A 25,363-nucleotide genomic window follows, 5' to 3' on the forward strand; every position below is an offset into this window, starting at 1 on the left:
TCCCGACGACGAGCCTCTCGCGTCGCCGATACTTGTTTCACTCACCTCGCTGATGAACGGTGTATGGACGCAGCCGACGCCGACCGCACCCACCCCAACGCCGCCCAGGACGTGATCGCTGTCGACGCCGACGACACCGAACTCGAGACCGTCAACCGACTCGAGGCACACACCGGCGAGGGCATCCGCCACCGGGCGTTCACGGCGCTCGTCTTCGACCGCGAGGACAACATCCTGCTCGCCCAGCGCGCCCCCGAGAAGCGCCTCTGGGGGACCTACTGGGACGGTACCGTCGCCTCACACCCCGTGCAGGGTCAGAGCCAGGAAGAGGCGACGATCGAGCGACTCGAGGAGGAACTCGGCGTCACCGAGTCACAGTACGACGATCTGCGCGTGACCGACCGCTTCGAGTACAAACGCTACTTCGAGAACGAGGGCGTCGAACACGAGGTCTGTTCGGTGTTGCAGCTGACGCTCGCCGAGACGACGCTCGAGCCGGACGAGTCGGAGGTCGCCGGGCTGTTGTGGGTCCCCTACGAGCGCCTCTACACGCACCCGGAGTGGTACCGACAGCTTCGTCTCTGTCCGTGGTTCGAGATCGCAATGCGCCGTGACGTCCGCGAGTAGGTCTCTCGCCGGTGTACTCGACCGTCCAGCTATCGGCCGGCCGACGCTGGTGGCATCCGAGACACACGTGTTTGTCATATGCTAGCAAACAACAAGCTTATGTCACTGCGATCCGTACAGTCGCTCGAGGATCGACAGAATCGATCACGAACCGACTATGAGTTCACAACCGCAGGAGCACGAGACGATCACCGTCACCCTCGACCACGAGGAGCGATGGGTGATCCATCACGTCCTCACGACGCGCGCCGACGAGGAGATCGACGAGCGCGATACGCCACCGACGTGGCTACTCGCCCTCGTCGAAACGATCGAAGCGGACGACGAGACGCTCACCTATCTTCAGGCGCGCAACCTCTACGAGGTACTCTCGGCGTACGCCGACGCCGAGGACACACCCGAACGGGACACCGCTCCCGCAGCGGCCGTCACGGCCGAACTCGAGACGGCGCTCGAGGCGATCTGAGCGTCCGTTCTCACCTTTGAGACCGCTCAGAGACCGACGTTGAGCGCGTACGGCCACGTCGTGTTCGCGAGCACGACGAACGCGAGCGCACCACCGCCACCGTAGATATTCTTGAGGAAACTCGTGAGTTCGGTCTGGGCCGTCTCGCCCTCGGCGTTCCAGAAGTCGTGCATCGTCACTGCCGAGACGAACAGAAAGAGCGCCAGTGCGCCAGCGCCGACCATCGGCAGTACGCCGAGAACGATCGAGAGTCCACCGAAGACCAGAAGCACACCGCTCGAGAGGACCGCGAGTTTCGGTGCGGGCAGTCCCTTGTACGCCGCGTACTCGGTCATCGAATCGGTATCGAGGAAGTGATTCACACCGAGGAAGACGAAGATGCCGCCGAAGAGCACGCGCGCGAGTGCGAAGAGAACGTCCACACCGGTCGCCTCGAACATCAGGCCGACACCTCGCTCGAGCCATCACTATCGTCACACTGCCATAACATTCTGTTACCTGCTTGCATTACAGTACCAGCTACGAAGCCGTCAGTACATATAGCCTCGCGGACACGAGCGACACCGGTAGACGCGGCCGTCACCGGCTGACACCGATGCCTTCGGGAAGAGGTAGCACGCTCGGGCGACGAGTCACCGACGGGCCGTACTGCGGCGTCGGATTACGGTCGCATCGTCGCCCACACCGCCGTCAGCGCGAGCAGGACGGCCGGAACGAGCGGTAACACCAGGAGCGCCACCCAGTAGTTCAGCGTCGGTGGCCACAGCAGAATCGCCAGCGGTGAGCCGACGAACGCGACGAGGATGACGCCGACGAGTACCCAGCCGCGCCAGCCGAACTCCCGGTCGACGCTCTCGGGGTTGGTCGGACTCTCGAGCCAGTCGGCGTCCTCGGACTCGTCGTCACCGGTCTCGACGCGGTTCCCGTCCGCATCGAACGCCCCCGGCTCGTGGACGTAGCCGCCGTCGTTCGCGCTCATTGTCGGGGGTTGTGACTGTGACGCCATAGCGCTCACGGTTCGACTGCCCCGTGTTCACAGCTCGCGATCCGGCCTGAGGACGACCTTGCCGAATCCCTCGCGCTCCTCGAGCAGGCGGTGGGCGCGTGCGGACTCGCTCATCGGGAGCACCTCGCGAATCGCGGGTTCGAACGTGCCGTCCCAGACGAGCGCCATCACGTCGTCGACCTGCCCGGGTGTCGCCATCGTCGAGCCGAGAATCGAGAGGCTGTTCCAGAAGACTCTGGGAACGTCCGTCTCCGGCCGCCGGCCGGCCGTCGCGCCGCAGGTGACGAGACGGCCGCCCTTCGCGAGCGCGCGTACGGATTCGTCCCAAGTCTCGCCGCCGACGTGGTCGACGACGACGTCGACGCCCCGGCCGTCGGTCTCCTCGCGCACCCAGTCGGCGACACCCCCGGTCTCGTAGTCGAAGACGTGATCGGCACCGTGCTCGCGCGCGTAATCGAGTTTCTTCGCGCTGCTCGCGGTCGCGAACACCTCCGCGCCCGCGTGAGCGGCGATCTGGAGCGCGGCGTGGCCGACACCGCCGCTGGCCCCGAGGACGAGCACCGACTCGCCCGGGCGAACCTCGGCGCGCTCGATCAGCATCCGCCAGGCGGTCTGGAAGACGAGCGTCGCCGATCCCGCGACCGCCCACTCGACACCGTCGGGGACCGGAATCAGGTTGTCCTCGGGGACGACCGCCTCTTCGGCGTGGACGCCCCTGACGTGTTCGCCGATGATGTGGAAGTCGACACACAGCGGCGCGTCGCCGTCGCGACAGAACTCGCAGGTGCCGCAGGCGACGCCCGCCGAGACCGCCACGCGGTCGCCGACCGCGAAGCGGGTGACCTCCTCGCCAACCGCCTCGACGACGCCCGCCGCGTCGCTCCCCGGGACGTGCGGTAACTCGAGGTCGAGCCCCGGTAACCCGCGTCGAACCCAGACGTCGAGGTGGTTCAGCGCACCCGCTTTCACCGCGAAGCGGACGTCGGTCGGTCCCACCTCGGGAACCGGATACTCGCCGTACTCGACGTACTCCGTCCCGCCGTGGCCGGTGATCGTCACCGCGTGCATACGCGAGCGTCGACCCGTGTCGACAAAACACCACGGGCGAAAACAGGTTGGGCGGGCGTCCGTTCAAGCGCGCCCGACGGCCAGGATGTGATTCGCCCAGTCGACGACCGCGGGGTCCGTCCGCAGCGGCGCGAGCGCTCGTTCGGCCAGCTCGACCGCCGCGTCGGTGCGCTCCTCGCGCGGGATTCGTTCGCCAACGTTCGCTCCAACGCTCTCGAGACCGACCAGACGTTCGACGGTCAGGCCTGCGTCCGTCAGCGCCGCCTCGAGTTCCGCCGCGCGGAAGAAGTGACACTCGACGAAGGTCGGCTCCTGGAAGTAGTCGGCGGCGAGCTCTCGGCTGTAGGTGCCGGAGTCGAGTATCTCGGCGAGTACGGGGTAGTAGGCCGGATCCTCGAGTAGGTTCTGGACGACCGCCAGCCGCCCCATCACGGAGACGAAGACCGGTGCTCCCGGCCTGGCGACGCGCTCGAGTTCGGCGAGTGCCCGACGCCGCTCGGCGTCGTCGACGACGTGGGAGAGGGGACCACCGGTACAGAGTACCGCGTCGGCCGCCTCGCTCGCGACCGGGAGCGCGCGGAGGTCACCGCGGTGGACGCTGGCGCAGCCGTCGACCTCGTGTTCGTGCACCTTCTCGCGGGCGATCTCACACTGGCGGGCGCTGCTGTCGACGAGCGTCACGTCGTAGCCACGTGCTGCGAGCCAGACGGTGTAGCGGCCCGCACCACCGCCGACGTCGACGACGCTGGGGACCGGAGAGCCATCTGACGGCGGTGGCGGGAGGAACCGCTCGAGTTCGGCGACCGTGCCGCGAAACTCGAGGACGCCCCCGAGCGTCGCCTCCAGGCGGTCCCACTCGTCGTGGCCGTACTCGTCGTAGTACCGTCGTGGATCGAGGTGTGGATGCGGCCGTCGTTCGTCGCCCATACTAGTGGACAGTCCCACCGTCTCACTTGGACGTTCGCGTGGTGTGTGGGCTGTTAGCGTACGCTCGCGTGGCGTGTGAGTGCTGCTCGAGTCAGTATCGAAACGGTCTCACTCTCGAGTACTGGTGGTCGCTATTGGCCGAGAGTGCGTTCTCGTCGCGAGGTGGCGTTATCGCGCCGACGTACGGTCGTCCATTCGTGCGCAGTACGCATCGAGGTCTTCGCGGCCGTGCTCGTCGAGCGTGGGACCGGCTTCGTCCGTCTCGAGCGGCGAGTCGTACTCGACGCGGACGGTCGGCGCACCGCCATCGGGAGTCTCGTCGACGAAGGTCACGTTCGCCATCGCACTCGAGAACCGGAACCGGGTGACGCCGGCGTCGATGGCTCCTTCGACTGCCGATCCCGACACCGTCGCACACTCGCGCGGGTCGCCGACGGCTTCGATCTCGCCGCCGACGGTGATCTCGTAGCTCACGGGGTAGCCCTGTCCTTCGATCGTGAGGAGGTTCGGGAGTCGCGAGGAGGTCCTGTGTGAGTCTGTTCGCTTCTGTACCGGCGTGTCGCGTGCCATACGACTCGCTAACGACCGTGGCAGTACATAAGCTTTCTAGTCGGGGTTCTGATACAAACTGTGACTGTCTCTCGACCGTGTACGAGTATGGTGATCGCTTCCGAACGGCGAGGTGGTTCCGGGGTGATCGAAACGGACCGCCGGGTGGCCGTTCGGAAGGGCCGAATCGCTCGATACCGCGACTGAGAACGCAGGGTGTAGACGCGAGCCGTGTGCCTGGGCCCGCGTCGGAACGGAATCGACGATGTGGCAGTGGTGGGGTTGGGTGTGTTGTGGGTGTGCTGTGGAAGTCACGGGTCCGGGTGCCTCGAGACGGACCGCCGTCGACCTCCATCGACGACTGGGCGAGGTAACTACTTCAACGGGGGAGACGGTACAGCGTTCTTATACCGGATTATCGGCCACTTTAGCCCGATTTAGCCGAGCGAAATCGGTCGCGAGACCGTTCAGAAACCGGTTGCAGCCAACTCTTCGGCAACAATTTCCGCATCGACGAGTCGCGGGTCGATCGCGAGGTCGAGTTGGCCCCTGACGAACTCCGGAACCGTGTTGCGGTCGTAGACGACCGTCCGCAACTCGTCGGTCAGGTCTTTGACGATCGGAATCGTCGTCGCTTCGGCGACGTCGGTCAGGACGTAGAGGTCGGCCTCGACGATGCCCGCTTCCTCGAGCACCGGTCTCGAGAGCGGTCCGTCGACGCGCGTGACGCGCAGGCCCTCGCTCTCGAGTGCGTCGGCGATGGCGTCCTCGTCGGGTCCGGCGACGACCGCGCGGGTCGGTCCTGTGGTGGTGGTGTCGCTCACGGTCTCACTCGTACTCGATCGTCGCCGGCGGTTTGTGCGTCACGTCGTAGACGACGCGGGCGACGTTCTCGTTCGTCCCGGTGATACGGCTCTGGATCCGCTGGAGGGTCTCCCAGTCGAGTTCCTGTGCGCGGGCGGTCATCCCGTCTCTCGACTCGACCGAGCGGACGGCGACGATCCAGCCGTGGACGCGGTTGTCGCCCTTGACGCCGGTCGCCTTGCCGACCACCGCCGCGAGCGCCTGCCAGGGGTCGTACTCCTCGAGTTCGTCCTCGACGACGTGGCAGGCGTCGCGAGCGACCTCGAGTTTCTCCTCGGTGACCTCGCCGATGACGCGGACGGCGAGACCGGGACCGGGGAACGGCATGCGTTCGGCGACGAGTTCGTCGAGACCGAGCGCGCGGGCGACCTCGCGGACCTCGTCTTTGTAGAGGTCGCGAACCGGTTCGACGATGCCCTCGAAGTCGACGACGTCGGGGAGACCGCCGACGTTGTGGTGGGACTTGATTCCCCCTTCGCTCTCGATGCGGTCGGGGTAGATCGTCCCCTGGACGAGGTAGTCGGCACCCGCCTCGCGGGCCTCGCGTTCGAACTCGCGGATGAACTGCTCGCCGATGACCGCGCGTTTCTCCTCGGGGTCGGTGACGCCGGCGAGCGCCTCGAGGAAGCGCTCTTTCGCGTCGACGACGACGAGCGACTCCATGTAGGCGAAGGTCTCCTCGATCTGGGCGGTCTCGCCCTTGCGCATCAGGCCGGTGTCGACGTAGACGGGGGTCAGTCGGTCGCCGATGGCCTCGTAGGCGAGCGCCGCTGCCACCGACGAGTCGACCCCGCCGGAGAGGGCGATCACGGCGTCTGCGTCGCCGATCTCGTCGCCGATTTCGGCGACGGCGTCGGTGACGAACGTCTCGGTCTCGACCATCAGGCGGACACCTCCGCACGGTGATCGGGCTGGAACAGTGAGCGTGCCTCCTGCTGACGGAGATGACCGGGACCGCAAGAATCGTATTCGATCGACATACGCCCTCTCTGTGAGGACGGGGCAAAACGGTTGCGAATCCGTGACTCGAGCGTCTCGCCTGCCAGATGTCCGGCCGCCTCGTACGGTCTCTTGTGATTCGTCAGCCGGTGGTCGCTCGACCGGGAAGCGATCACCGGCTGAAACGGTACCAGGATCCGTATCAGAGGTGTTCGAAGAGGCTCACGACGTCGGCGAAGCCGACTGAGCCGTCTGCACTGAAGTCGAACGCCGAGACGTTGTTCTGGACTGCTGGTTCGTCCAGGTGCTCGAAGAACGTCACGACGTCGTTGAAGCCAACCTGGCCGTTACCGGTCACGTCGTAGTATCGCTCGCTGCCGTCGTAGGGCTGGGGCTCGTAGCCGTTCAGTTCGATCGAGTCGTCGTCGTCTCGCTGGACCATCGCCTCGGCGAGATCCTGTCCGAGAACCGGGCTGCTCGTGTAGGCGCCGTGGTTCGAGACGGCGTCGGTAACGTCGACGTCCGTGTACGTGTGCGGCGTCGCCGATGGGTCCAGAGCACCTTCGGCACCGAGTGCGGTATCGTCTGTGCCACCGAAGTCTCCTCGAATAACGTCGTCGTTCTCGGAGTAGTAGTTCCGAACCTCGCGAGCGTGCGCTGCGATGGCGTCGTACCAGCGGCCACCTTCGGTGACGGTCGAGCCATCGGCGGGGATGCCAAGCGGTGAGACGGTGTCGACGACGTACCCCTCGTCCAGGGCGGCGAGTGAATCGAGAGCAACCCGGCCGCCCAACGAGTGGCCGACGAGCCGAATCGACCCGCCACCCTCGTCAGTGACTGCCTGGATGAGCGGTGCGAGCTCGGCGCCGGCAGCCGCCCCATCCTCGAGTACTGCGTTGGCGTCGGGGTTGCTGGCGTCCCACACGAGAGCGACCGTCCTGTCGGCTTCGTAGCCACCGGCTGCGAGGGAATCGGCCAGCGCTGCTGCCTGGTCTGGCCCGGCGCTGCTGCCGAACCACCCGTGTACGAAGATCAGCAGTTCGTCGACGACAGGAAGTGCCGGGTCCACAGACTCACGGAGGTCCAGAACGACTGGTTCGTCGGTCTGTGCAGCGACCGAACTCGCCGTTCCAGCTCCGGTAGCGGCGAGACCACCCGCACCGAGGCTACGGAGGACAGCCCGCCGATCGACGAGCTCACGCGACGAGATCCGATGTCGAGACATGGTCTCTACACTACTGTGAATGTATTTAACACTCAGGGTTCGTCGAATCCCCACATCCGTGCCAGATGGTGAAATGGGACGAGGCGATCATCGCCTCGAGCCGGGATCGCGCAGACGTGCTCAGATCCCTTCGAACAGCGCGATGACGTCGGTGAAGCCAATATCGCCGGTGTCGCCGAAGTCGAACGCCGAGACGTTGTTCTGGACTGCAGGCTCGTCCAGGTGCTCGAAGAACGTCACGACGTCGTTGAACCCCACCTGGCCGTTGCCGGTGACGTCGCGGTAGCGGCCGTCACCGTCGAGGTCACGCGCGGTGTACCCGTTGAGTTCGATGCCGTCGGTCTCCGCGTCGACGGGGACGACGTGCCAGCGCTGGTGGTCACCCCCGTTGTCCGTCCACTGCCTGACGTTCGCCCCGCTCTCGGTTGAGACCTCTGCAACCTCGGCGATGCTGGCGCTACAGGCGTTCTCGAGGCGGTACGCCCCGTCACCCTCCTCGAAGAGGAACCACCGCTGGGTCGGGTGACTGTGCCAGGGCCACTGCTGGATGTCCGCGCCGTCGCTGGTGCTGGCTTCGGCGACCTCGAGTGCCAGTCCGCTCTCGAGGTTCGCGATGTGGTACTCCCCGCCGTCCAGCCGCGTCACCTGCCACTCGATCGGTGAGTCGGTGTCGGCCGTCGTGACGACCGCGCTCGCACCTTCGTCCGAGCCGTCGGTTCCGAGATAGTGCTCACTGTAGCCGTTTACGATGTGGTAGGTGCCGTCGCTGACGGGGGCGGGACGCTGGCCCAGGTTCGGAACGGGTGAGCGCAGACTCGGCGTCTCGTCGCCGCCGATCACCGGCCAGCCGTCGGCCGTCCAGTAGAGTCGGTCCACGAACAGCTGTCGTGCGGGCGGCCAGCCGTACTCGTCGGCGAACTCCGGTCCCTCGGTGTCGTAGGCGTGATAGAGGAACCAGTACGTGCCGTCGTCGTCGACGGTCACGTCGCCGTGACCCGGCCCGACGAAGCGCTCGCTGTCTCCGAGGTGGGTGACGCCCGCGTTCCACTCGTCGCGCTCGAGCATCGGTGTTCCATCCCGGTCGTAGTACGGCCCGAACAGGTCCTCGGCGCGCCCGACTTCGACTTCGTAGGTGCTCTCGAACCCGTCACAGCACCAGCCGGTCGCACCGAAGAAGTACCAGTAGCCGTCGCGGTAGAAGATGGTCGGGCCCTCGTAGGCGTTCCCGACGATCTGGCCGAACGTCTCGGGCAGGAAGTCCTGCAGGTCGTCGGTGAGTTCGACGTAGTAGACGCCAGCGAAGTTGGCCCAGAAGAGGTAGGGCCGGCCGTCGTACTCGACGAAGTACGGGTCGATGGTGTTGCCCGGGTAAGGGTGGTCCGGGTTCGAGAAGACCTCTCCGTGGTCGGTGAACGGGCCGTCCGGTGTGTCGGCCGTCGCGACGCCGACGCCCGGGACGAGGCTGTCGTCGTCGTCCCGTGGCCAGAGTGCGTAGAACAGCACCCACTGGCCGTCGTAGTAGTGGATGTCCGGTGCCCAGACCGAGCCGTAGAGCCAGCCGGGGCGGGAGTCGAACGCCTCACCTTCGTACGTCCAGTCGACGAGGTCCGGTGAGGAGAGAACCGGTACCAGCCGCTCGCTGGCGTGGCTGTAGCTCATGTTCGAGGCGTACGCCCACCAGGTTCCATCGTCGTCGCGGTGGACCGTCGGGTCGGCGAAGTCGGGACCGTACAGCGGGTTCTCGAAGTGCGTCTCCTCGTCGTTCGTCGCCGATGCCGTCCCGACCGACCCGGAGAGGAGCGCCGAGCCGATGGCACCCGCACCGATCGCCCGCAGCAGGTCTCGTCTGCCGACCGCCTCGCGTACCCTCCGGTCCGGTACGTCCGCCGTCCGCCGTTCGTCGTCAGTTCCCATGGTGACCTCTGATACGAAGTGGCATGCCTACACGGCGTTACTGGCTCTACCGTATTAATTCATGTTACAATTTACTGTATCGAATGTGACCGAGGTCGCCGTGTTCGAGACTGACCCCCTCCGACGCTGACTGGAGAACGTGTGTCGACTTCGGCTCAGACCTGCGTGTCGCTCATCGCGACCGTCTGGGTTCGCTCGAGTACGGCCTCGAGCAGGCCGACGAACGGCGGACTCGGGTTGCCGGGGCGGGAGGTGTACTCGGGGTGATACTGCGTCCCGAGGAAGAACGGGTGGCCCTCGAGTTCGAGGATCTCCATCCGGTTGCCCGCGGTACCCGAGAAGACGAGCGGTTCGTCGGCGAAGTGCTCGAAGTACTCGGGGTTGACCTCGTAGCGGTGGCGGTGGCGTTCCGTACAGGAGGTGTCGGCGTACAGGTCGTAGGCGAGCGTCTCGGGTTCGATCACGGTGATGTGCTCGCCGAGTCGCATCGTCCCACCCATGTCCTCGACCTCGTACTGCTCGGGGAGGATGTCGATGACCGGGTGTGGCGTCTCTTCGTCCATCTCCGCCGAGTGTGCGCCCTCGAGTCCGAGGACGTTCCGAGCGTACTCGACGACGGCCATCTGGAAGCCCAGACAGAGACCCAGGAAGGGAACGTCGTTCTCGCGGGCGTACTTGATCGCCTCGATCTTGCCGTCGGTTCCGCGCATGCCGAAGCCGCCGGGGACGACGATCCCGTCGGCCTGCTCGAGGCGCTCGGTGTGGTGGTCGGCCATCTCGTCGGCGTCGACCCACTGGACGTTCACGTCGACGCCGAGTTCGAATCCCGCGTGTTTGAGCGACTCGTGGATCGACATGTAGGCGTCCTCGAGATCGTACTTCCCGACGAGTGCCACGTCGACGCTGCCGTCTTTCTCGGTCGTGACGACCTCACGCCACTCGTTGGCGCGCTCTCCGGCCGGGAGGGCCTCGCCGGCCATGTCGAAGCGCTCTAAGACGTACTGGTCGAGTCCCTCCTCTTCGACGACGAGCGGGACGTGGTAGACGTCTTCGACGTCGGGGTTCGAGAAGACCGCTTCAGTTGGGATATCACAGAAGAGGGCGATCTTGTCTTTCGTCTCCGGGTAGAGTTCCTCGTCACAGCGGCCGACGATGATGTCCGGCTGGAGTCCGATCGAGCGGACCTCCTTGACCGAGTGCTGGGTCGGCTTCGTCTTCTGCTCGCCGTTTTTCGAGTGTGGAACGAGGGTGACGTGGACGAGCAGCACGTTCTCTTCGGGCTCTTCGTGGGCGAACTGACGTAGCGCCTCGAGGTAGGGCATACTCTCGATGTCGCCCACGGTCCCGCCGACTTCGACGATACAGACGTCGGTGCCGGCGGCGGCCTCGCGGATCCGGCGTTTGATGTCGTCGGTGATGTGAGGGATGATCTGGACGGTCTTGCCCAGGTAGTCACCGGCGCGCTCGGCTTCGATCACCTGCTGGTAGGTCTTTCCCGTGGTGATGTTGTGATCGGAGGTCATGTCGATGCCCAGGAAGCGCTCGTAGTTGCCCAGATCCAGGTCGACCTCGCCGCCGTCTTTCAGCACGTAGACCTCGCCGTGCTGGTAGGGGTTCATCGTCCCCGCGTCGACGTTCAGGTAGGGGTCGATCTTCACCGCCGTGACCTCGAAGCCGGCGTTCTTCAGCAGACGGCCGGTGCTCGCGGCCGTGATCCCCTTCCCGAGTCCGGACATTACCCCGCCCGTCACGAATATGAACTTATTGCCCAGCGACGGGTCGTACTGGGCCTTCGTTTCCGTCGGCATACCGAGTGTGCGAGAGTCGTAGTCAAAACCATTTCGAAGGCGGCCCACCCGTGTCCCGATTCGCACGCGTGTGGTTCTCTCACGCTCGAGAGCGCGCGTCTTCGATCCACGCTCACGGTGTCCCCCGGTCCGGTCTCGAGCGCCCCACGTTGCTTTGCACAGTCCTCGCCGTCGATCCCGACGTTTATGTCGATTTCCCCGAGTCTTCGACCATGGCCGACCTCATCATCTCCGTCGACGACGTTCGACTCGAGGCGACCTTCACCGACGACGCCCCCGAGACGCGTGCCGCACTCGAGGCGGCTCTCCCGCTCTCGGGTGACGCCGCTCGCTGGGGTGACGAGCTCTACTTCTCGACGCCGGTCGACGTGGGCCTCGAGAACGCCCGTACGGAGGTCCCCGTGGGCGCGCTCGCCTACTGGCCCGCTGGGAACGCACTGTGTCTGTTCTGGGGACCGACACCCGCGAGCCACGGCGACGAACCGCGTGCGGCCTCGCCGGTCAACCTCGTCGCGCTCGTCGAGGACACCACCGCACTCGCGAGCCTCGAGGGTGCGGGGAGGCTCACACTCGAGCGTGCGGATACCCCGCGAGATGATGGGGATACGTGACCGATCAGGACAACTCGAGGTCGCCGAAACCCCGCGGCGTCACCGCGGTCGTCGTGTGCGCCTCGGCGAGAGACGCGATGTCGAGTTCCAGTGACTCGAGACCCTCCCCGGCCGTGAGCGTACAGGGGACGCGCTTGCCGAGCAGTCCCTGCAGGTTCTCGCGTTCGAGGTCGAACGCCTCGAGCAGCGTCGCGAGCGCGCAGTTGCTCCCCCAGACGGGCGGTTTCTGCACCGAACGGGTGACTCGCTCACAGCTCGGCACCTCGAGGACGAGGTCGACGCTGTGGTCCCGCTCCTCGACGGCGGCGATGCGCACCCGCTCGAGCGCCCTCTCGCCCGGCACGTTCTGGCTGGTAATTCTATCGATGCTCTTCGACATACAATAGCTATATTGGTACTGTAATAAAAGTATATCGCCCGAATCGAAAGTATCACTCCCGGTCGGCCATCGTTTGCGTCGGTCGAGCGCCGGATCGCTTTCGCATTCGGTCTCCTCGCTCCTCCTGTGTGTAGACGACCTCGACGCTGTCGAGGATCGCCTACCGCCCCGGCGCTCGCAACCGACCACCGACTACGCTGTCTGTTGAGGAAGTGATGTTTTTAAGGGGCGTGAGCGACACGTAGTAGGTATGGGTATCCTCTCTCGGACCTCCTACGTCATCCGGTCGAAGATCAACGCGATCCTCGACCGCACCGAGGATCCGACGCAGACGCTCGATTACTCTTACGAGCAGATGCGCGATCAACTACAGCAGGTCAAACGCGGCATCGCCGATCTGACGACGCAGAAGAAACGCCTCGAGATGCAAAAGCGCCGCCTCGAAGAGAACGTCGAGAAGCACAACGGGCAGGCGCGCACCGCCGTCCAGCAGGACCGCGAAGACCTCGCCCGGCGCGCACTCGAGAAGAAGAAGGCGAAGATGAACCAGATCGAGGAACTCGAGCGCCAAATTTCTGACCTCCAGAGCCAGCAGGATCGGCTCATCGAGCAGAAGAACGACCTCCAGACGCGCATCGAGGAGTTCCGCACGCGCAAGGAGACGATGAAGGCGCGCTACGAGGCCGCCGAGGCGAGTTCGACGGTCTCGGAGGCGATGACCGCCACCGGCGAGGAGTTCGAGGACGTCGGCCGGGCGATCGAACGCGCCGAAGAACGCACCGAGGACATGGAGGCGCGTGCGGCCGCCCTCGACGAACTCCACGACACCGGGGCGTTCGACGACGTCTTCAGCGACAAGGACAGCATCGACCGCGAACTCGAGAGTCTCTCGGCCGACAGCGGCGTCGACGCCGAACTCGAGACGCTCAAGTCCGAACTCGGCGAGGGTGAGAGCGAGAGCGAACCGGTCGAAGACGCCGAGGAGGACGTCGACCTCGACGACCTCGAGGCGGAGGTCGCAGACGAGGACGTCGAGACCGAACTCGCGGAACTGCAGGAAGAAGAGCGCTGACACTCGGACGAGCGTTTTTGTGCTCGGGCGGTGACTCCCCACGTCTGGGGTCTCATGATACCACTCGGCGGTGAGTATTCGGTTCGCGACGAGTACAGCGCCGGTCTCAACGTCTTTCTTCACTTCTCCGTTCTCGGTGTGATCGCGGTCGTGACGGGCCAGCCCTTTCTCTTTCCGAGTCTCGGCCCGTCGGCGTACTTACTGGCGACCGGCGAACAGCCACGCGAGGAGGGACCCTACCACGTGGTGGGCGGCCACGCCGTCGCGGTCGTCGCCGGACTGCTCGCCTACGCGCTGTTCGCGAACGACACGTCCGCCTACGAGGTGTTCGCCGCCGCCGACCCGGCCTTCTCGTGGGAGATCGTCGCCCTCACCGCGAGTTCGACGGCCGCGATGGTTCTCACGACGGTCGCCATGCTGGTGACGAAGACCAACCACCCGGCGGCGTGTGCGACGACGCTCATCATCGCCCTCGGTCTCATGGGCGGTCTCACCGACGCGGTCGTCATCGTCGTCGCGGTCGCGATCCTCGTCGGCTTTCACGAGTACCTCCTCGCGCCGCTCGCGAGACGGTTCGGGTTCGTCCCCGAAGACGCACGCGAGTGAGCACCACCGGAACGCGAGTACTACCTCGTCTACGCCGGCACGCCGAGCACCGCCACGTCGTAGCGCTCGAGGTCCGCTGGCGACTCGAGGAGGATCACGCTGAAGCGCCAGCGCGACCCGCCAGCGAGGTCGCCGGTCGAATCGAGGTACCGCCCGCGCTGGTCGCCGTCTGCGTCGTAGACGCGCACGCGAACTTCGGCGTACTCGACGCGCTCGTCGACGCCGACGACGCCCTGGACCGTCGCTCCCTCGTAGCCCGACTCGAGGATGAACGCGTGTTCCTCGACCGTGAGGCGTCCGAGCGGAGACGCCCCCTCGTTCGCGTCGGTCTCGGCGAGCGCTCGCGCGGCCACCGTCTCCGATGCGTTCCGCGCTGGCCCGTCCCCGTCGATCGGTCCGGATTCGTAGACGGGGTCGTTCTCGACCGCGCCACAGCCTGCGAGCGCCGTCAGCGTACCCGCACCGAACGCACAGAGGAGTGTGCGGCGAGCGCACCGGCCGCCGGGGGTAGGCTCGCTCGAGTCGGTCGCCAGAGTGCGCCACATCCCGCCTCTGTACGCCGCCGAGACGGTTCAGTGTGGGCCCTGCAGGGGACCTGTGTGCGCTGCTGGCGGCCGTCTGCAACGGGGGCGTTTTTCGGCGTCGGCGTGGTAGCCAGCCGACACATGCGCGCCTCGGATACCGACGAGACGCAGACCTCCTTTACCACGGGCTCCGATGCGGAGACCGGTGCGCTCGAGCGCGCTCGAGAGTGGCTTCTGATCGACGGTGACCGGCTCTTCCTGGCCCTCTGCCTCTCGGCCGCGACGTTCCTCCTCTTTCTCACACTCGCTCACCTCGGCGTCATCTCGTTCGTCAACGACGACTCCATCACGCGCCTCGCTGGCGGGATGATCGCCGGGACGTTCTCGCTCGTGACGCTCGTCGTCTCGATCAACCAGCTGATCCTCTCGCGGGAGTTCTCCTCCGCAGGCGAGGCCAGAGAGCGCCTCGGTGGCGTCCTCGAGTTCCGCCACGACGTCGGTACCGCCGCCGAGGACTCCGTGCCTCCGGCCGCACCGACGGGACTGCTCGAGGTGCTCGCCGAGACGATTCACCGGCGGGCGGCAGCGGTCGGTGACGCCGTCGACGCCGACGCTGAGGGACCTCCCGACGAATCCGCCAACGTGCCCACTGCCGAGGTTCGCGACCGGATCCGTGCGTACGCGACCCGCGTCGAGGAACGAACCGACGCGCTCGACGAGACGTTCGAGGGCACACAGTTCGGCACGTTCGAAGCGGTCTCCGCGACGCTCGCCTACGACGACGCCTGGCAACTCTACGCTGCCAGGCAGTTCCGAACCCGTCACGAAGACACTCTCGGCCAGGCCACGCTCGAGGCGCTCGACGAGTTGATCGAGGTGCTCGAGTTCTTCGCCGTCGCCCGCGAGCACTTCAAGACGACCTACCTCCAGCGGGAACTCACCCGGTTCTCGCAGCTGACCATCTACACCGGCCTGCCAGCGATCCTCGCGGCGATGCTGATCGGCCTGGTGTACGCGGATTTCGGCGGGGCGGCGATCTCGCTCGTCTACCTCCCGGTCGTCGTGAGCGCGCTCATCGCGGTGGTCGTCTCGCCGCTCGCGTTGTTGGTCTCGTACATCCTTCGGACGGCGACGGTGACCCGGCGGACCGCCTCGGTCGGGCCGATGCTCCCCCAGAAAGATCCGGACGAGGGACCGTTCGAGCAGCGCTCCGAGATCGAGTGAGCGACCCGCTCGCTGGCCGTGGCTATTTCTGCGGGTTCGTGGTAGGCCTGTGTCAGGATGAGTGACGACGGCTCTCGCCCGGGCGATACGATGCGCGAGCGTAGCGAGGGTTCCGCCCTGAAACACTGGTTCCTGCTCAACGCGAACCGCTGGCTCGTCGCGGGCGCGCTCATGGTGTTCGTCTTCGGTGGCCTGCTCGCACTCAGCGCGCTCAGTCCCGTCTCGCTTCGGGCGCTGATGGGCGAGAAAGAGCCCGTCCACACCCTCTTTCAGGCGCTCGTCACGGCGCTCATCACCGGCGTCACCCTCGTCGTCACCATCAACCAGCTCGTCCTCTCGCAGGAACTCGGCGCGGTCTCCGACCAGCGCGAGCGTCTCGAGGGATCGATGGCGTTCCGCCAGGACGTCGAGGACGTGATCGACGCGCCGGTCGGCCCGCCAGAACCGGCCTCGTTCCTCCAGGCAATCGTCGCCGCCTCCGCCGACCGGGCGCTCGACTTTCGCGACGTCGTCGAGGCGCGTCGAGACGAGGCGTTTCGCGAGCGGGTCGACGACTTCGTCGACAACCTGACGACACACGCCGACGCGGTGTGCGAGGAGTTAGACGACGCCCAGTTCGGCACCTACGAGGTGTTGAAAGCCGCCCTCGACTACAACTACTCCTGGAAGATCTTTCGCGCACGCCGACTCGAGACGACACACACAGACGAGTTCGACGACGAGGTGCGAGACGCCTACGACGAGTTACTCGAGAGCCTCGAGCTGTTCGGTCTCGCGCGCGAACACTTCAAGACGCTCTACTTCCAGTGGGAACTCATCAACCTCTCGCGCGCGATGATGTACATCGCCGTCCCGGCGCTGGTGGTCGCCGCGTCGATGATCCTCTTTTTCGACACCGGCGCGGTCTCCGGAACCGTCCTCGGCATCGATACGCTCGTCTGGACCGTCGCCGCGGCCACCACGGTCGCCGTCTCGCCGTTTCTCGTCCTGATCGCCTTCGTCTTGCGCATCGCGACGATGGCCAAACGGACGCTCGCGATCGGGCCGTTCATCCTCCGCGAGTCCGGCCGCGGCGAAGAGATCGACTGGGAGTGACGGCCAGCCAAAATATGAGGTCCATTCAATACGTCAGATACATTGATACGGTCGCCGGACGAACGCGCCGCCATGGGACTGTTCAGTCGCCTCAAGATGGGATTCCTGCTCTCGTTCGCGAGCCTTCGCGTGCTGCGTTCGCACCCGAAGCTCCTCGTGTATCCACTGCTCAGCGGTCTCGCGTCGATCGTCTTCATCGTCGCGCTTTTCGGACCGCTGTTGCTCGCCTCGAGCGCGCTCGGCGGTCTCGAGGCCGCTGGCCTGTTCGTCGTCTACCTCGGGACGACGTTCATCGCTGCGCTGTTCAACGCCGCGCTGGTTCACTCAGTACGGACCGTCTTCCACGGCGAGCAGCCGAGCATTCGGGCGGGTCTCGAGGCCGCGCTGGGCCACACGAAGGCACTGCTCGTCTGGGCGCTCGCGAGCGCCATCGTCGGCATCGTGATCCAGTCGCTCGAGTCCCGCGGCGGGGTCGGTGCACAGATCGCTGCGGTCGTCTTCAGCGTCGGCTGGACGGTCGCGACCTTCTTCGTCGTCCCGGTGATCGTCTTCGAGGACGCTTCGCCACGCTCGATGTTCACCCGGAGCGCCTCCATCTTCAAAGACACCTGGGGCGAGACGGCGGGGGCGAACGTCGGGTTGAACGTCATTCCCGCACTCATCGCCATCGCCGGTATCGCCCTCGCAGTCGTCGTCGGCGTCGTGATTCCGACGGCGGCTTCGATCGTCACGGCGGTCGTCATCGCCATCGGCGCGGTCGTCGCCGCCGTCCTCGTCGGCGGCGTCATCACCGGCGTCGCCAAGACCGCCCTCTACGTCTACGCGACCGAGTCGATCGAACCCGAGGCGTTCCGCTCGTTCGACTTCGAGTCGCTGTTCGAGGCGGACGACTCGAGCCAGACGCAGTCGCTCGGCGGCATTCGCCGCGGTATCTAGTGCTTCTGCAAGCCTGAGCGGATGAGTGGAACCGAGTGCGGCTGCCCGGTTTCACTCACCAGCCGACGCTCGTCGGAGGACTAGCGACCCACGTCGATCACGTGGGCGTCCTCCGGCGCGAAGCCGACGACGACCCTCCCCTCGCGTGGCTCCGGCGTCCGAATCACGAGGTCGCGCCCGCCCCACGCGAGGTGGACGCGGCTCGTCTCGCCTAAGAACTCCGCGCTCGAGACGGCCGTCTCGAGGGCGTTCGTCGTCGCGTCGACGCGCAGGTTTTCGGGACGGACACAGAAGGTGAGGCGGTCACCGGCGGTGACCTCGTGGCCAGCCGTGGCGACCTCGAGCGTCTCGCCGCCGACGGCGACCGAGGCGACGGTCTCGCCCACAGCGTGCACTTCGCCGTCGAAGACGTTGTTGTCGCCGACGAACGTCGCGACGAAGGCGGTGGCTGGCTCGCGGTAGATCTCCGTCGGCGTCCCGACCTGTTCGGGTGCGCCCGCGCGCATCACCGCGACCCGGTCGGAGATGGCGAGCGCCTCCTCCTGGTCGTGAGTGATGTAGACGGTCGTAATCCCGAGCTCTCGCTGGATGGCTCGCACCTGCACCCGGAGGTGTTCGCGAAGCTGTGCGTCGAGGGCGCTCATCGGCTCGTCGAGTAAGAGGACGTCCGGTCCCGGCGCGAGCGCACGGGCGATGGCGACGCGCTGGCGCTGGCCGCCCGAGAGCTTCTCGGGGTCGCGCTCTTCGAACCCCGCGAGGTCGACTAACTCGAGCAGTTCGGCGACGCGACGCTCGCGGGAGACGCCGCCGGGTGGGTCGGCGAAGTTGAGTCCGTAGCCGACGTTCTCGCCGACGCTCATGTGTGGAAACAGCGCGTAGTTCTGGAAGACGACGCCGACGTCCCGCGCCTCCGGCGGCGTCCCGGAGACGTCGACGCCACGGAAGCGAACCGTCCCCGCCGTCGGCGACTCGAAGCCCGCGATCAGCCGGAGCGTGGTCGTCTTCCCACAGCCGGAGGGACCGACGAGCGTGAAGAACTCGCCCTCTCGCACCGAGAGCGAGAGGTCGTCGACGGCGGTCGTCTCGGCGTAGAGCTTGCTCACGCCCTCGAGTTCGAGTGCGACTGGTGGCTCGCGTCCGCCGCCCGTGACCCCCTCAGATCCCATAGCTCTCCCCGCCGAGGCGGTCGATGACGACGAAACTCACACTGGTGACCACGAGCAAGACCACGCCCATTGCGGTTGCCGGTCCGAGGCGACGCCCGATGAAGCGTTCGATCGCGATCGGCATCGTGTACTGGTCGGTGCCCGTCGCGAGGACGATCGTCGAGGAGAACTCACCCATCGAGATGGCGAAGGCGAACGCCGCCCCGGCGACGACGCCCGGCCAGATCAACGGTAGCTCCACGTCGAGCAGCGCCCGCGTGCGCGACGCACCGAGCGCCCGTGCCGACTCGAGCAGCGACTGGTCGGTCCGCTCGAGACCCGGAGCCACCGTCCGGACGACGAACGGGTAACAGGAGACGGCGTGGGCGGCGACGATGGCGAGCGCGCCGCCGACCGCCAGCCGGTAGCTCCCGATCTCGAAGCCGAAGACGGGTCCCCGGAGCAGGCCGATGCCGACGATGATCCCCGAGACGGCGAGCGGGGCCATCGCGACGACGTCGACGAGTTTCCGCCCGCGGTAGCGGCGGGTGGTCAGCACCGAGATGGCGACGCCCATCGGCAGCGAGATGGCGAGCGCGCCGACGGCGAAGAGGATCGAGTTCCTGATCGCTGGCCAGGGCTGGACCTGGAACGCCGCGCCGGTCGCCTGGCGCTCTACGAGGAACTCGTAGTGGGCGAGCGTGGGCCCGTTCGGTCCCGCGACGCTCGCGTAGACCATGCTCACGATCGGTGCGACGAAGACGAAGACGGCGATCACGGCGTAGCCGGCGATGCCCGCACGCGGGAGGAGGTCGCGGACCGAACGCGTCGTCGGGACGAGTCGTTTTCTCGGGAGCGGCCGTGCCCCGCTCGAGCGGACGGCGTGTCTCGCCTCGTAGCGCAGGTAGGCGTAGAGGACGCCGAGCGTGATGACCAGTTCGACGATGGCGAGGGCGGCGGCCTCGGCGTAGTTGAGGTCGCGAACCAGCTGGTAGACGAACACCTCGACGGTCGCAAGCTGAAAGCCGCCGAGGGCGAGGACGATGGGGAAGGTCCCGAAGGTGAAGATGAACGTGAGCGCCGCGCCCATCAGGACTGCCGGGTACAGTTGTGGGGCAATCACGTCGCGAAACGCCCGGAACGGGCTGGCTCCCAGACTTCTGGCCGTTTCGACGGCGCTCGCGTCGACCGACTCCCAGGCGGCGACCGTCACGCGAGCGACCAGCGGCGCGTTGTAGAAGGCGTGAGCGAGGAGGACGACCTCGAGTGTGAACATGAGGTCGACGGGGCCGAGACCGACCACACCGAGCGCGCCGTTGAGCGTGCCGGTGCGTCCGAAGGTGGCGGCGAAGCCGACGGCGACCATGATCGAGGGGAGGACGAACGGGAGGATGGTGAGCGAGCGCAGCGTCCGCCGCCCGTAGAACTCGTAGCGCGCGAGCACGTAGGCGGCGGGTAAGCCGAGTGCGACGCTCAGCAGCGTCGAGAGTGCGGCCTGGTAGGCGGTGAAGCCGACGATGCCGAGGCGACGCTCGCCGAAGAGGAACTCCCGCCCGACAGCGAGCGGCGACTCGCCCGCGAACACCCGCGCGAGGTCACCGAAGTAAAACGGGTCCCGAAGCAGGTCGAGAAACACCGAGAGGGTGGCCGTCCCGTCGACGACGACGGACTCGCGAAACACCGTCCAGACCGGGTAGTAGAACAACACCAGCAAGATCAGCGCCGTCCCGACCGCCGAGAGCCCGAGCAGTCGCCGCTCGAGTCCGTCGCGAACCCGCCTCGCGCGCCCGTTCGCGGTCGCGTCACCCGCGTTCCCCTTCACGCCTTCGCGCTGGGATCCGACGGGCCGACTCATCTCGCCACTCTCCACTGAGCGCGTACTCGCCTCGGCCAGCAGTTCCCTCTCGTGTGACGCGTCTCTCCCGGTCGGCACAGCCCTCGCGCCCGGCGCTCGAGCGAAATCGCTAATGCCCGCTCGCGAGAACGCCCGGCCATGACCGTCTTCGCGCTGTTGCGAGTGACGCCGATCACAGAGGGAGATATTACGGCGGACGTTGCCGCCGCCATCGACGCGCTCGAGGCGTTCGACGTCTCGTACGAGACGACGCCGATGGCGACGACGCTCGAGGCCGACGACGTCCACGAGTTACTCGCGGCGTGTGCGGCCGCCCACGAGGCGGTCGACGCCGAGAACGTCCAGACGCTCGTCCAGTTAGACGAGAAACGCGGGGCGTCGTTCGCCGCGAGCGAGAAGGTCGACGCCGTCGAGCGCGAACTCGGCCGGGAGGCGACGGGGACGCGCGAGCGCGACGAGTGAGCCGTCTCCGGGTGCGCCTGCCGTCGTCGCTCGAGTGAGTCGGCGACCTGCCGAACCCCCCGTCTCTCAGCGGCCACCGGCGATCTCACGCCCCCACTCGTCGACCCATCCGGAGAGGTTCCCGCGGAGTTCGTCGTAGTCGAAGAAGACGATCTCGTCGGGTTCCTGTGCGTACTCGGCGTAGACCTCGGGGAGTTCCGTCCGCTCGTTGACCGGGCCGGTGACGTTCCGTTCGGCGATCACCGCCTGGACCTCCGGCTCGAGGACGAAGTCCATGAACGCGTGGGCGAGGTCGTCGTTCGTGCCGTCGGCGAAGCGGGCCATGCCGAGCATGTTGGCGTAGCCCTGACCGTCGAGGAAGCCGACCTGGTGTTTGTCCAGGTCGTTCTCGGCGCGTTTGGCGTAGACGCGGTCGTTCGAGTACGAGAGGACGACCGGCACCTCGTCGTTCTGGAACTGGGTGTAGACGTCGCCCCAGGAGTCGAGGATGCGCGCGTCGTTGTCCACGAGGTCGCGCCAGAACTCGAGGTAGCCGTCCTCGCCGAACTCGTGGATCGTCCAGAGCAAGAAGAGCAAGCCGGTGGTTCCCTCCTGTGGGTTCGAGAGGGCGAACTTGCCGGTATACTCCTCGCTCACCAGCGCGTCGAACGAACCCGGACTCTCGACTTCACGCCCGTCGTAGACCATCGCAGCGTGGCTGAGGTAGGTCGGGATCACCCGACCCTGCGGGTCGAAGTAGTACTGCTCGCCGACATCGTCGATGTGACTCAGCGCGCTCTCGTCGGTTTCGGTGAGCAACCCGCCGTCGGTGTTCTCGTCGATCCGAACCAGGTCGTGTGGCCTGAGTCCGAGGTAGACCTCGGCGTCGATGCCGACGCCCTCGTTGTGGCGCTCGATGAAGTAGTTCACCTCCTGGGATGGCGTGCTCCACTCGAGCGTGACGCCCTCGTGGCGGGCCTCGAACTCCTCTTTCATCCACACGCCGGGGCTGTCACTCGGCGCGTCGACGAAGTTGCTGTAGGTCGCGACGACGAGCGTCTCCTCGTCGGTGCTCGTCGAGTCGTCGTCGGTTCCCGTACTCGTCACCGAACAGCCAGCCAGTGCCGTCGCCGTGGCAGTCCCCCCGACCGCGAGAAACGTACGTCGGTCCATTACCCGGTGGTCGTACCGGGTGATTGGTAAGCGTAGCGATCGGCCGTGAGCCGTGTCACCGCCGGGAGTGGTCGAAGACGAGGCGCGTCCCCGCTGCGCTCGAGCGCTCGAATCGGAGACCACTCCGGAGCAGTCCCCCCGAGGCGTCGAGGTCGAGGTGGCCCGTCTCCGCGAGCGTCCGCAGCGAGTAGAGGGTCCGAAACGGCGGCAGGCGGCCGTCCGCGTCCGAGTGGACCACGCCATCCCACGCGAGCGGGTGCTCGCCGCGGTCGCCCCAGCGCGAGCGGGGCGTGAGAAACGGCGGTTCCCACTCGCCACCGTGCTCGGTGAACTGGCGTTCGGGGGTGTACCGCAGGAGCGCGAGCAGCCGGTCGGCTGGCTCGAGTGAGCGGTCGGTGAGCGAGACACGGTTCGCCGGGACGTCGGCCGCCCGCTCGTAGCACTCGAGCGCCAGCGCCGCGTGGGCGGCCTTTCCCCGCCGACTCGCGACCGGCACGCGCTCCCACGCGCGGACGTACGCCGGATCCCACAGCGGCAGCCACCACTCGAGACCCGCGTCCTCGTAGACGCGCAGGTCGCCGTTGGTGAACGTCGCCATCCGGCCGCGCCACTCCCAGCGTTCGTACGCCGCGGCGGCACGCTCGGGACTCGAAACTGCCTCCCGCTCGCGCCCGCCGAGCAGTCCCCGCCGAATCCGTGCGGCGAAGCGCTCGCGGAGGCGGTCGTCCTCCCACTCCCAGAGCGTGTAGTGAGTGTCGAGGACGTACTCACAGAGCGCCTCGAGCGACGGCTCGATGGTGGCCGTCTCGCCGGGGTCGACGTCGGCGTCGACGGCGGGGCCACAGCCGAGGTTCGTCTCGTGGCCGTCTCCGGATTCGCCGACGAACCGCGGCAGGCGCTCGCTCGGCGTCGCGACGGTGTGGCCCGGACAGTAGAGGCCATCCCGAGGGAGCCGTCCCCCCTCGAGCAGCCCCCGGACCGCGGGCCACTCCGCGAGAAACGGCAGGGCGTCCCCGCCGAAGGCCCACGCGCGATAGCGGGTACACGCCTCGCCGTGGTACCACTCCGCCCACTCGCGCGCCGAGTACTCGAGGAACTCCCAGCGAATCCCGAGTCTGGCAGCCACCTCGCGGCTCACTTCCACGTCGGGGTGGCCCGCCCGGCCGAAGGTGAACGCGACCACCTCGAGTCCGCGCTCGACGAGTGCCGAGGCGAGCAGCCGCGAGTCGTAGCCCCCCGAGAGCGGGACGACGACCGGTCGCCCCTCGGCGACACACTCGAGCCGCTCGAGTGCACACTCGAGACCTGCACGGAGCGCCTCGAGCGGGTCGGCGGCTCCCGCTCCCGACGGCCAGTACTCGCGGTAGGTCCGGCGCTCGAGGCCGCCCTCGCCGACTTGCACCACCTCACCCGGCTGGGTGGCGTACACTCCCTCCCAGACCGTCTCCGGCCCGGTCACGTACCGGGTGAGCAGGAACTCACGCTCGGTCAGGGGGTCACACTCGGCGTCGACCGCCTCGCGAACCACCCCGCCGCGGTCGCTCACCACCCGCCCCGCCGCGTCGTAGTACAGCGGCACCGACCGCGCGCCGTCGGCCACCAACACCGCCGTCGCCCCGTGCGTGAGCACCGCCCCGTAGAACCCCTCGAGTCCGCTCGCGACCTCGGCGACCCGCTCGAGACGCCTGGTTGGATCGCCCTCGAGCGCGTCTTCGAACCGTGCGGCGAGCGAGTCGCCCTCGAGCAGCACCTCGCCGTCGAACGCCCGCCCCCGGACCGCCACGTCGCCCGCTCGAGTCCACCCCGGCGCGCACACCACCGCGTCCATACCCGCTCGTCTGCGCCCGCAACTAAAGGTTCGACGAGTTGGGGTGGCCGCTCGAGGCGTCACACCGGAGTGACTGTACGCTCGAGGAACCCGTTGACACTGGCTGACGGCCCTTTGGAAGACGGTGAGAGGCCACAGCCCGGTGCAGTCTGGTTATTCGTCGGAGCCGAATGCAGGGTTATCACATGCGTTCTATCAGGTATCTAACACACCATTTCGTTATTCGGTGGAGTATCGTACACTTGAATATCAAAATCAATATACGAATCAAAATAGATTACAACGTAATTACAATTTTCTACCTCCGTATCCTCTGGAAGCGATAATTCTCTCGACTCATCGTCTGTAGTGCACTCGAGTCTGTATCTCGAAGGTTCTGACGACCACGTAGGGTCGATTATTTCGTACTCATTTTCACTGACTTCGATAGTATCGTCATAGACTGACTCATCCGCTCGTTGTAACTGTAGTCTTACAGACTGTGGCTCGTCAGTTGCATTGCTAATAAGGATACTCCCAAGAGGGACTCCTGTTGAACCGACTGGAAGTGAATCTATACACCCTGCTGCGGGCGTGATACCGATCACAGCGAGGAGGTGGCGACGGGTTATATGGCTCATAACCATAGGTGAAACACCAATAGCAATTATATAAACATTTGGTATAGTTACGGAGCATATAAGTCAGGATTTTCACAATTAGTATAGAATCTGAATTGGTTGTCGAAGTATATAATTGCCACCCTTCTCGAAGATTGATCGCCCAAAAGCGGAGTCCGATTTTCAAGTCTGAGGTTGTCACTCCGCGGAAACGGGTTATCCTCCGATCTTATCCTGCCCTCGATCCCCCACCAGCGCTGCTGGATACTCAACCCGCAGCCACCGCCCCCAAAAAATTCTTCCAGCCGATACTTTTCTATCAGGATTTCCACCTTAAATTCTTTTCTCCATGAATGAATAGTCAATACATAGATGAGGGCCTTGTTTAGACGTTCGAAATTGGCCTCCTGAGCCCCTGGCTAGTAAGTTCTAGGGTTCTAGCAAGAGCTGCTACTTGTCGAGGTTACTAGGAAGTGAAGCGG

Annotated in this window: 25 protein-coding genes; 9 read left to right on the top strand and 16 right to left on the bottom strand. The window is 66.0% G+C overall.

From position 1 onward, the window contains the following. The first annotated feature begins 63 nt into the window (after positions 1-63). Together N0B15_RS11885 and N0B15_RS11890 are read left to right on the top strand one after the other, a co-directional pair. Positions 64-627, top strand: a complete 564-nt coding sequence (locus N0B15_RS11885; protein ID WP_263019929.1) for an NUDIX hydrolase — start codon at positions 64-66, stop codon at positions 625-627. A 157-nt stretch (positions 628-784) separates the two neighbouring features. Next, positions 785-1,093 (top strand): DUF7853 family protein, encoded by a 309-nt coding sequence (locus N0B15_RS11890; RefSeq protein ID WP_263019930.1) that lies wholly within the window; start codon positions 785-787, stop codon positions 1,091-1,093. A 26-nt stretch (positions 1,094-1,119) separates the two neighbouring features. On the opposite strand, the gene N0B15_RS11895 is transcribed toward N0B15_RS11890, so the two are convergent. From N0B15_RS11895 to pyrG, 10 genes are all read right to left on the bottom strand, one after another. Next, on the bottom strand, positions 1,120-1,533 hold the full coding sequence (locus tag N0B15_RS11895; protein WP_263019931.1) for a DoxX family protein: 414 nt from the start codon (positions 1,531-1,533) through the stop codon (positions 1,120-1,122). 221 nt (positions 1,534-1,754) lie between these two features. Then, positions 1,755-2,072 carry a DUF7977 family protein gene (locus N0B15_RS11900; protein WP_263019932.1) on the bottom strand — a complete coding sequence of 106 codons (318 nt, stop codon included), beginning with the start codon at positions 2,070-2,072 and terminating at the stop codon, positions 1,755-1,757. A 54-nt stretch (positions 2,073-2,126) separates the two neighbouring features. Further along, positions 2,127-3,167 (bottom strand): zinc-binding dehydrogenase, encoded by a 1,041-nt coding sequence (locus N0B15_RS11905; protein WP_263019933.1) that lies wholly within the window; start codon positions 3,165-3,167, stop codon positions 2,127-2,129. Between the two features lie 63 nt (positions 3,168-3,230). After that, positions 3,231-4,094, bottom strand: a complete 864-nt coding sequence (locus N0B15_RS11910; protein ID WP_263019934.1) for a class I SAM-dependent methyltransferase — start codon at positions 4,092-4,094, stop codon at positions 3,231-3,233. A 168-nt stretch (positions 4,095-4,262) separates the two neighbouring features. Continuing rightward, positions 4,263-4,664: a hypothetical protein gene (locus tag N0B15_RS11915; RefSeq protein ID WP_317618603.1), complete on the bottom strand. Its 402-nt coding sequence runs from the start codon at positions 4,662-4,664 to the stop codon at positions 4,263-4,265. 446 nt (positions 4,665-5,110) lie between these two features. After that, complete coding sequence (locus N0B15_RS11920) at positions 5,111-5,467, bottom strand: DUF7126 family protein (RefSeq protein WP_263019935.1); 357 nt, start codon at positions 5,465-5,467, stop codon at positions 5,111-5,113. 4 nt (positions 5,468-5,471) lie between these two features. Beyond that, positions 5,472-6,389, bottom strand: a complete 918-nt coding sequence (guaA, locus tag N0B15_RS11925) for a glutamine-hydrolyzing GMP synthase (RefSeq protein WP_263019936.1) — start codon at positions 6,387-6,389, stop codon at positions 5,472-5,474. Positions 6,390-6,648: 259 nt separating this feature from the next. Further along, on the bottom strand, positions 6,649-7,515 hold the full coding sequence (locus N0B15_RS11930) for a DUF726 domain-containing protein (protein WP_263019937.1): 867 nt from the start codon (positions 7,513-7,515) through the stop codon (positions 6,649-6,651). A 276-nt stretch (positions 7,516-7,791) separates the two neighbouring features. After that, entirely contained in the window at positions 7,792-9,585 is a 1,794-nt protein-coding gene (locus N0B15_RS11935) for a family 43 glycosylhydrolase (protein WP_263019938.1), read from the bottom strand. A gap of 155 nt (positions 9,586-9,740) precedes the next feature. Continuing rightward, positions 9,741-11,393 carry a glutamine hydrolyzing CTP synthase gene (gene pyrG / locus N0B15_RS11940; protein WP_263019939.1) on the bottom strand — a complete coding sequence of 551 codons (1,653 nt, stop codon included), beginning with the start codon at positions 11,391-11,393 and terminating at the stop codon, positions 9,741-9,743. A gap of 212 nt (positions 11,394-11,605) precedes the next feature. On the opposite strand from pyrG, the gene N0B15_RS11945 reads away from it, so the two are divergent. Beyond that, positions 11,606-12,004, top strand: coding sequence for a cyclophilin-like family protein (locus N0B15_RS11945; protein WP_263019940.1), 399 nt, complete (start codon positions 11,606-11,608; stop codon positions 12,002-12,004). A 4-nt stretch (positions 12,005-12,008) separates the two neighbouring features. Here N0B15_RS11945 and N0B15_RS11950 read toward each other — a convergent pair whose 3' ends face one another. Beyond that, positions 12,009-12,383, bottom strand: a complete 375-nt coding sequence (locus tag N0B15_RS11950) for a hypothetical protein (protein ID WP_263019941.1) — start codon at positions 12,381-12,383, stop codon at positions 12,009-12,011. Between the two features lie 250 nt (positions 12,384-12,633). Here N0B15_RS11950 and N0B15_RS11955 point away from each other — a divergent pair, with 250 nt between their 5' ends. Both N0B15_RS11955 and N0B15_RS11960 read left to right on the top strand, forming a co-directional pair. After that, positions 12,634-13,455, top strand: coding sequence for a PspA/IM30 family protein (locus tag N0B15_RS11955; protein ID WP_263019942.1), 822 nt, complete (start codon positions 12,634-12,636; stop codon positions 13,453-13,455). 54 nt (positions 13,456-13,509) lie between these two features. Beyond that, positions 13,510-14,061, top strand: a complete 552-nt coding sequence (locus N0B15_RS11960; protein WP_263019943.1) for an HPP family protein — start codon at positions 13,510-13,512, stop codon at positions 14,059-14,061. Positions 14,062-14,090: 29 nt separating this feature from the next. Here N0B15_RS11960 and N0B15_RS11965 read toward each other — a convergent pair whose 3' ends face one another. Continuing rightward, positions 14,091-14,606, bottom strand: a complete 516-nt coding sequence (locus tag N0B15_RS11965) for an FxLYD domain-containing protein (protein WP_263019944.1) — start codon at positions 14,604-14,606, stop codon at positions 14,091-14,093. 120 nt (positions 14,607-14,726) lie between these two features. Here N0B15_RS11965 and N0B15_RS11970 point away from each other — a divergent pair, with 120 nt between their 5' ends. From N0B15_RS11970 to N0B15_RS11980, 3 genes are all read left to right on the top strand, one after another. After that, a complete protein-coding gene (locus tag N0B15_RS11970; protein ID WP_263019945.1) occupies positions 14,727-15,809 on the top strand; it encodes a DUF7972 family membrane protein in 1,083 nt (360 codons plus the stop codon). A gap of 57 nt (positions 15,810-15,866) precedes the next feature. Beyond that, positions 15,867-16,904: a DUF7972 family membrane protein gene (locus N0B15_RS11975; RefSeq protein WP_263019946.1), complete on the top strand. Its 1,038-nt coding sequence runs from the start codon at positions 15,867-15,869 to the stop codon at positions 16,902-16,904. Between the two features lie 72 nt (positions 16,905-16,976). Continuing rightward, entirely contained in the window at positions 16,977-17,840 is an 864-nt protein-coding gene (locus N0B15_RS11980; protein WP_263019947.1) for a DUF6159 family protein, read from the top strand. A gap of 80 nt (positions 17,841-17,920) precedes the next feature. Here N0B15_RS11980 and N0B15_RS11985 read toward each other — a convergent pair whose 3' ends face one another. Both N0B15_RS11985 and N0B15_RS11990 read right to left on the bottom strand, forming a co-directional pair. Beyond that, complete coding sequence (locus tag N0B15_RS11985) at positions 17,921-19,006, bottom strand: ABC transporter ATP-binding protein (protein WP_263019948.1); 1,086 nt, start codon at positions 19,004-19,006, stop codon at positions 17,921-17,923. Beyond that, positions 18,996-20,840, bottom strand: a complete 1,845-nt coding sequence (locus N0B15_RS11990; RefSeq protein ID WP_263019949.1) for an ABC transporter permease — start codon at positions 20,838-20,840, stop codon at positions 18,996-18,998. Before N0B15_RS11990 ends, N0B15_RS11985 begins: the two co-directional genes overlap by 11 nt. A gap of 138 nt (positions 20,841-20,978) precedes the next feature. Here N0B15_RS11990 and N0B15_RS11995 point away from each other — a divergent pair, with 138 nt between their 5' ends. Beyond that, a complete protein-coding gene (locus tag N0B15_RS11995) occupies positions 20,979-21,302 on the top strand; it encodes a thiamine-binding protein (protein ID WP_263019950.1) in 324 nt (107 codons plus the stop codon). 66 nt (positions 21,303-21,368) lie between these two features. On the opposite strand, the gene N0B15_RS12000 is transcribed toward N0B15_RS11995, so the two are convergent. Both N0B15_RS12000 and N0B15_RS12005 read right to left on the bottom strand, forming a co-directional pair. Beyond that, positions 21,369-22,454 (bottom strand): thiamine ABC transporter substrate-binding protein, encoded by a 1,086-nt coding sequence (locus N0B15_RS12000; RefSeq protein ID WP_263019951.1) that lies wholly within the window; start codon positions 22,452-22,454, stop codon positions 21,369-21,371. A gap of 55 nt (positions 22,455-22,509) precedes the next feature. Beyond that, the gene (locus N0B15_RS12005; protein ID WP_263019952.1) at positions 22,510-24,282 is read right to left on the bottom strand and encodes an asparagine synthase-related protein; all 1,773 of its coding nucleotides are present in this window, start codon (positions 24,280-24,282) and stop codon (positions 22,510-22,512) included. Between the last annotated feature and the right edge of the window lie 1,081 nt (positions 24,283-25,363).

The organism is Natronobiforma cellulositropha (assembly GCF_025629245.1).
Classification (GTDB): Archaea; Halobacteriota; Halobacteria; order Halobacteriales; family Natrialbaceae; genus Natronobiforma; species Natronobiforma cellulositropha.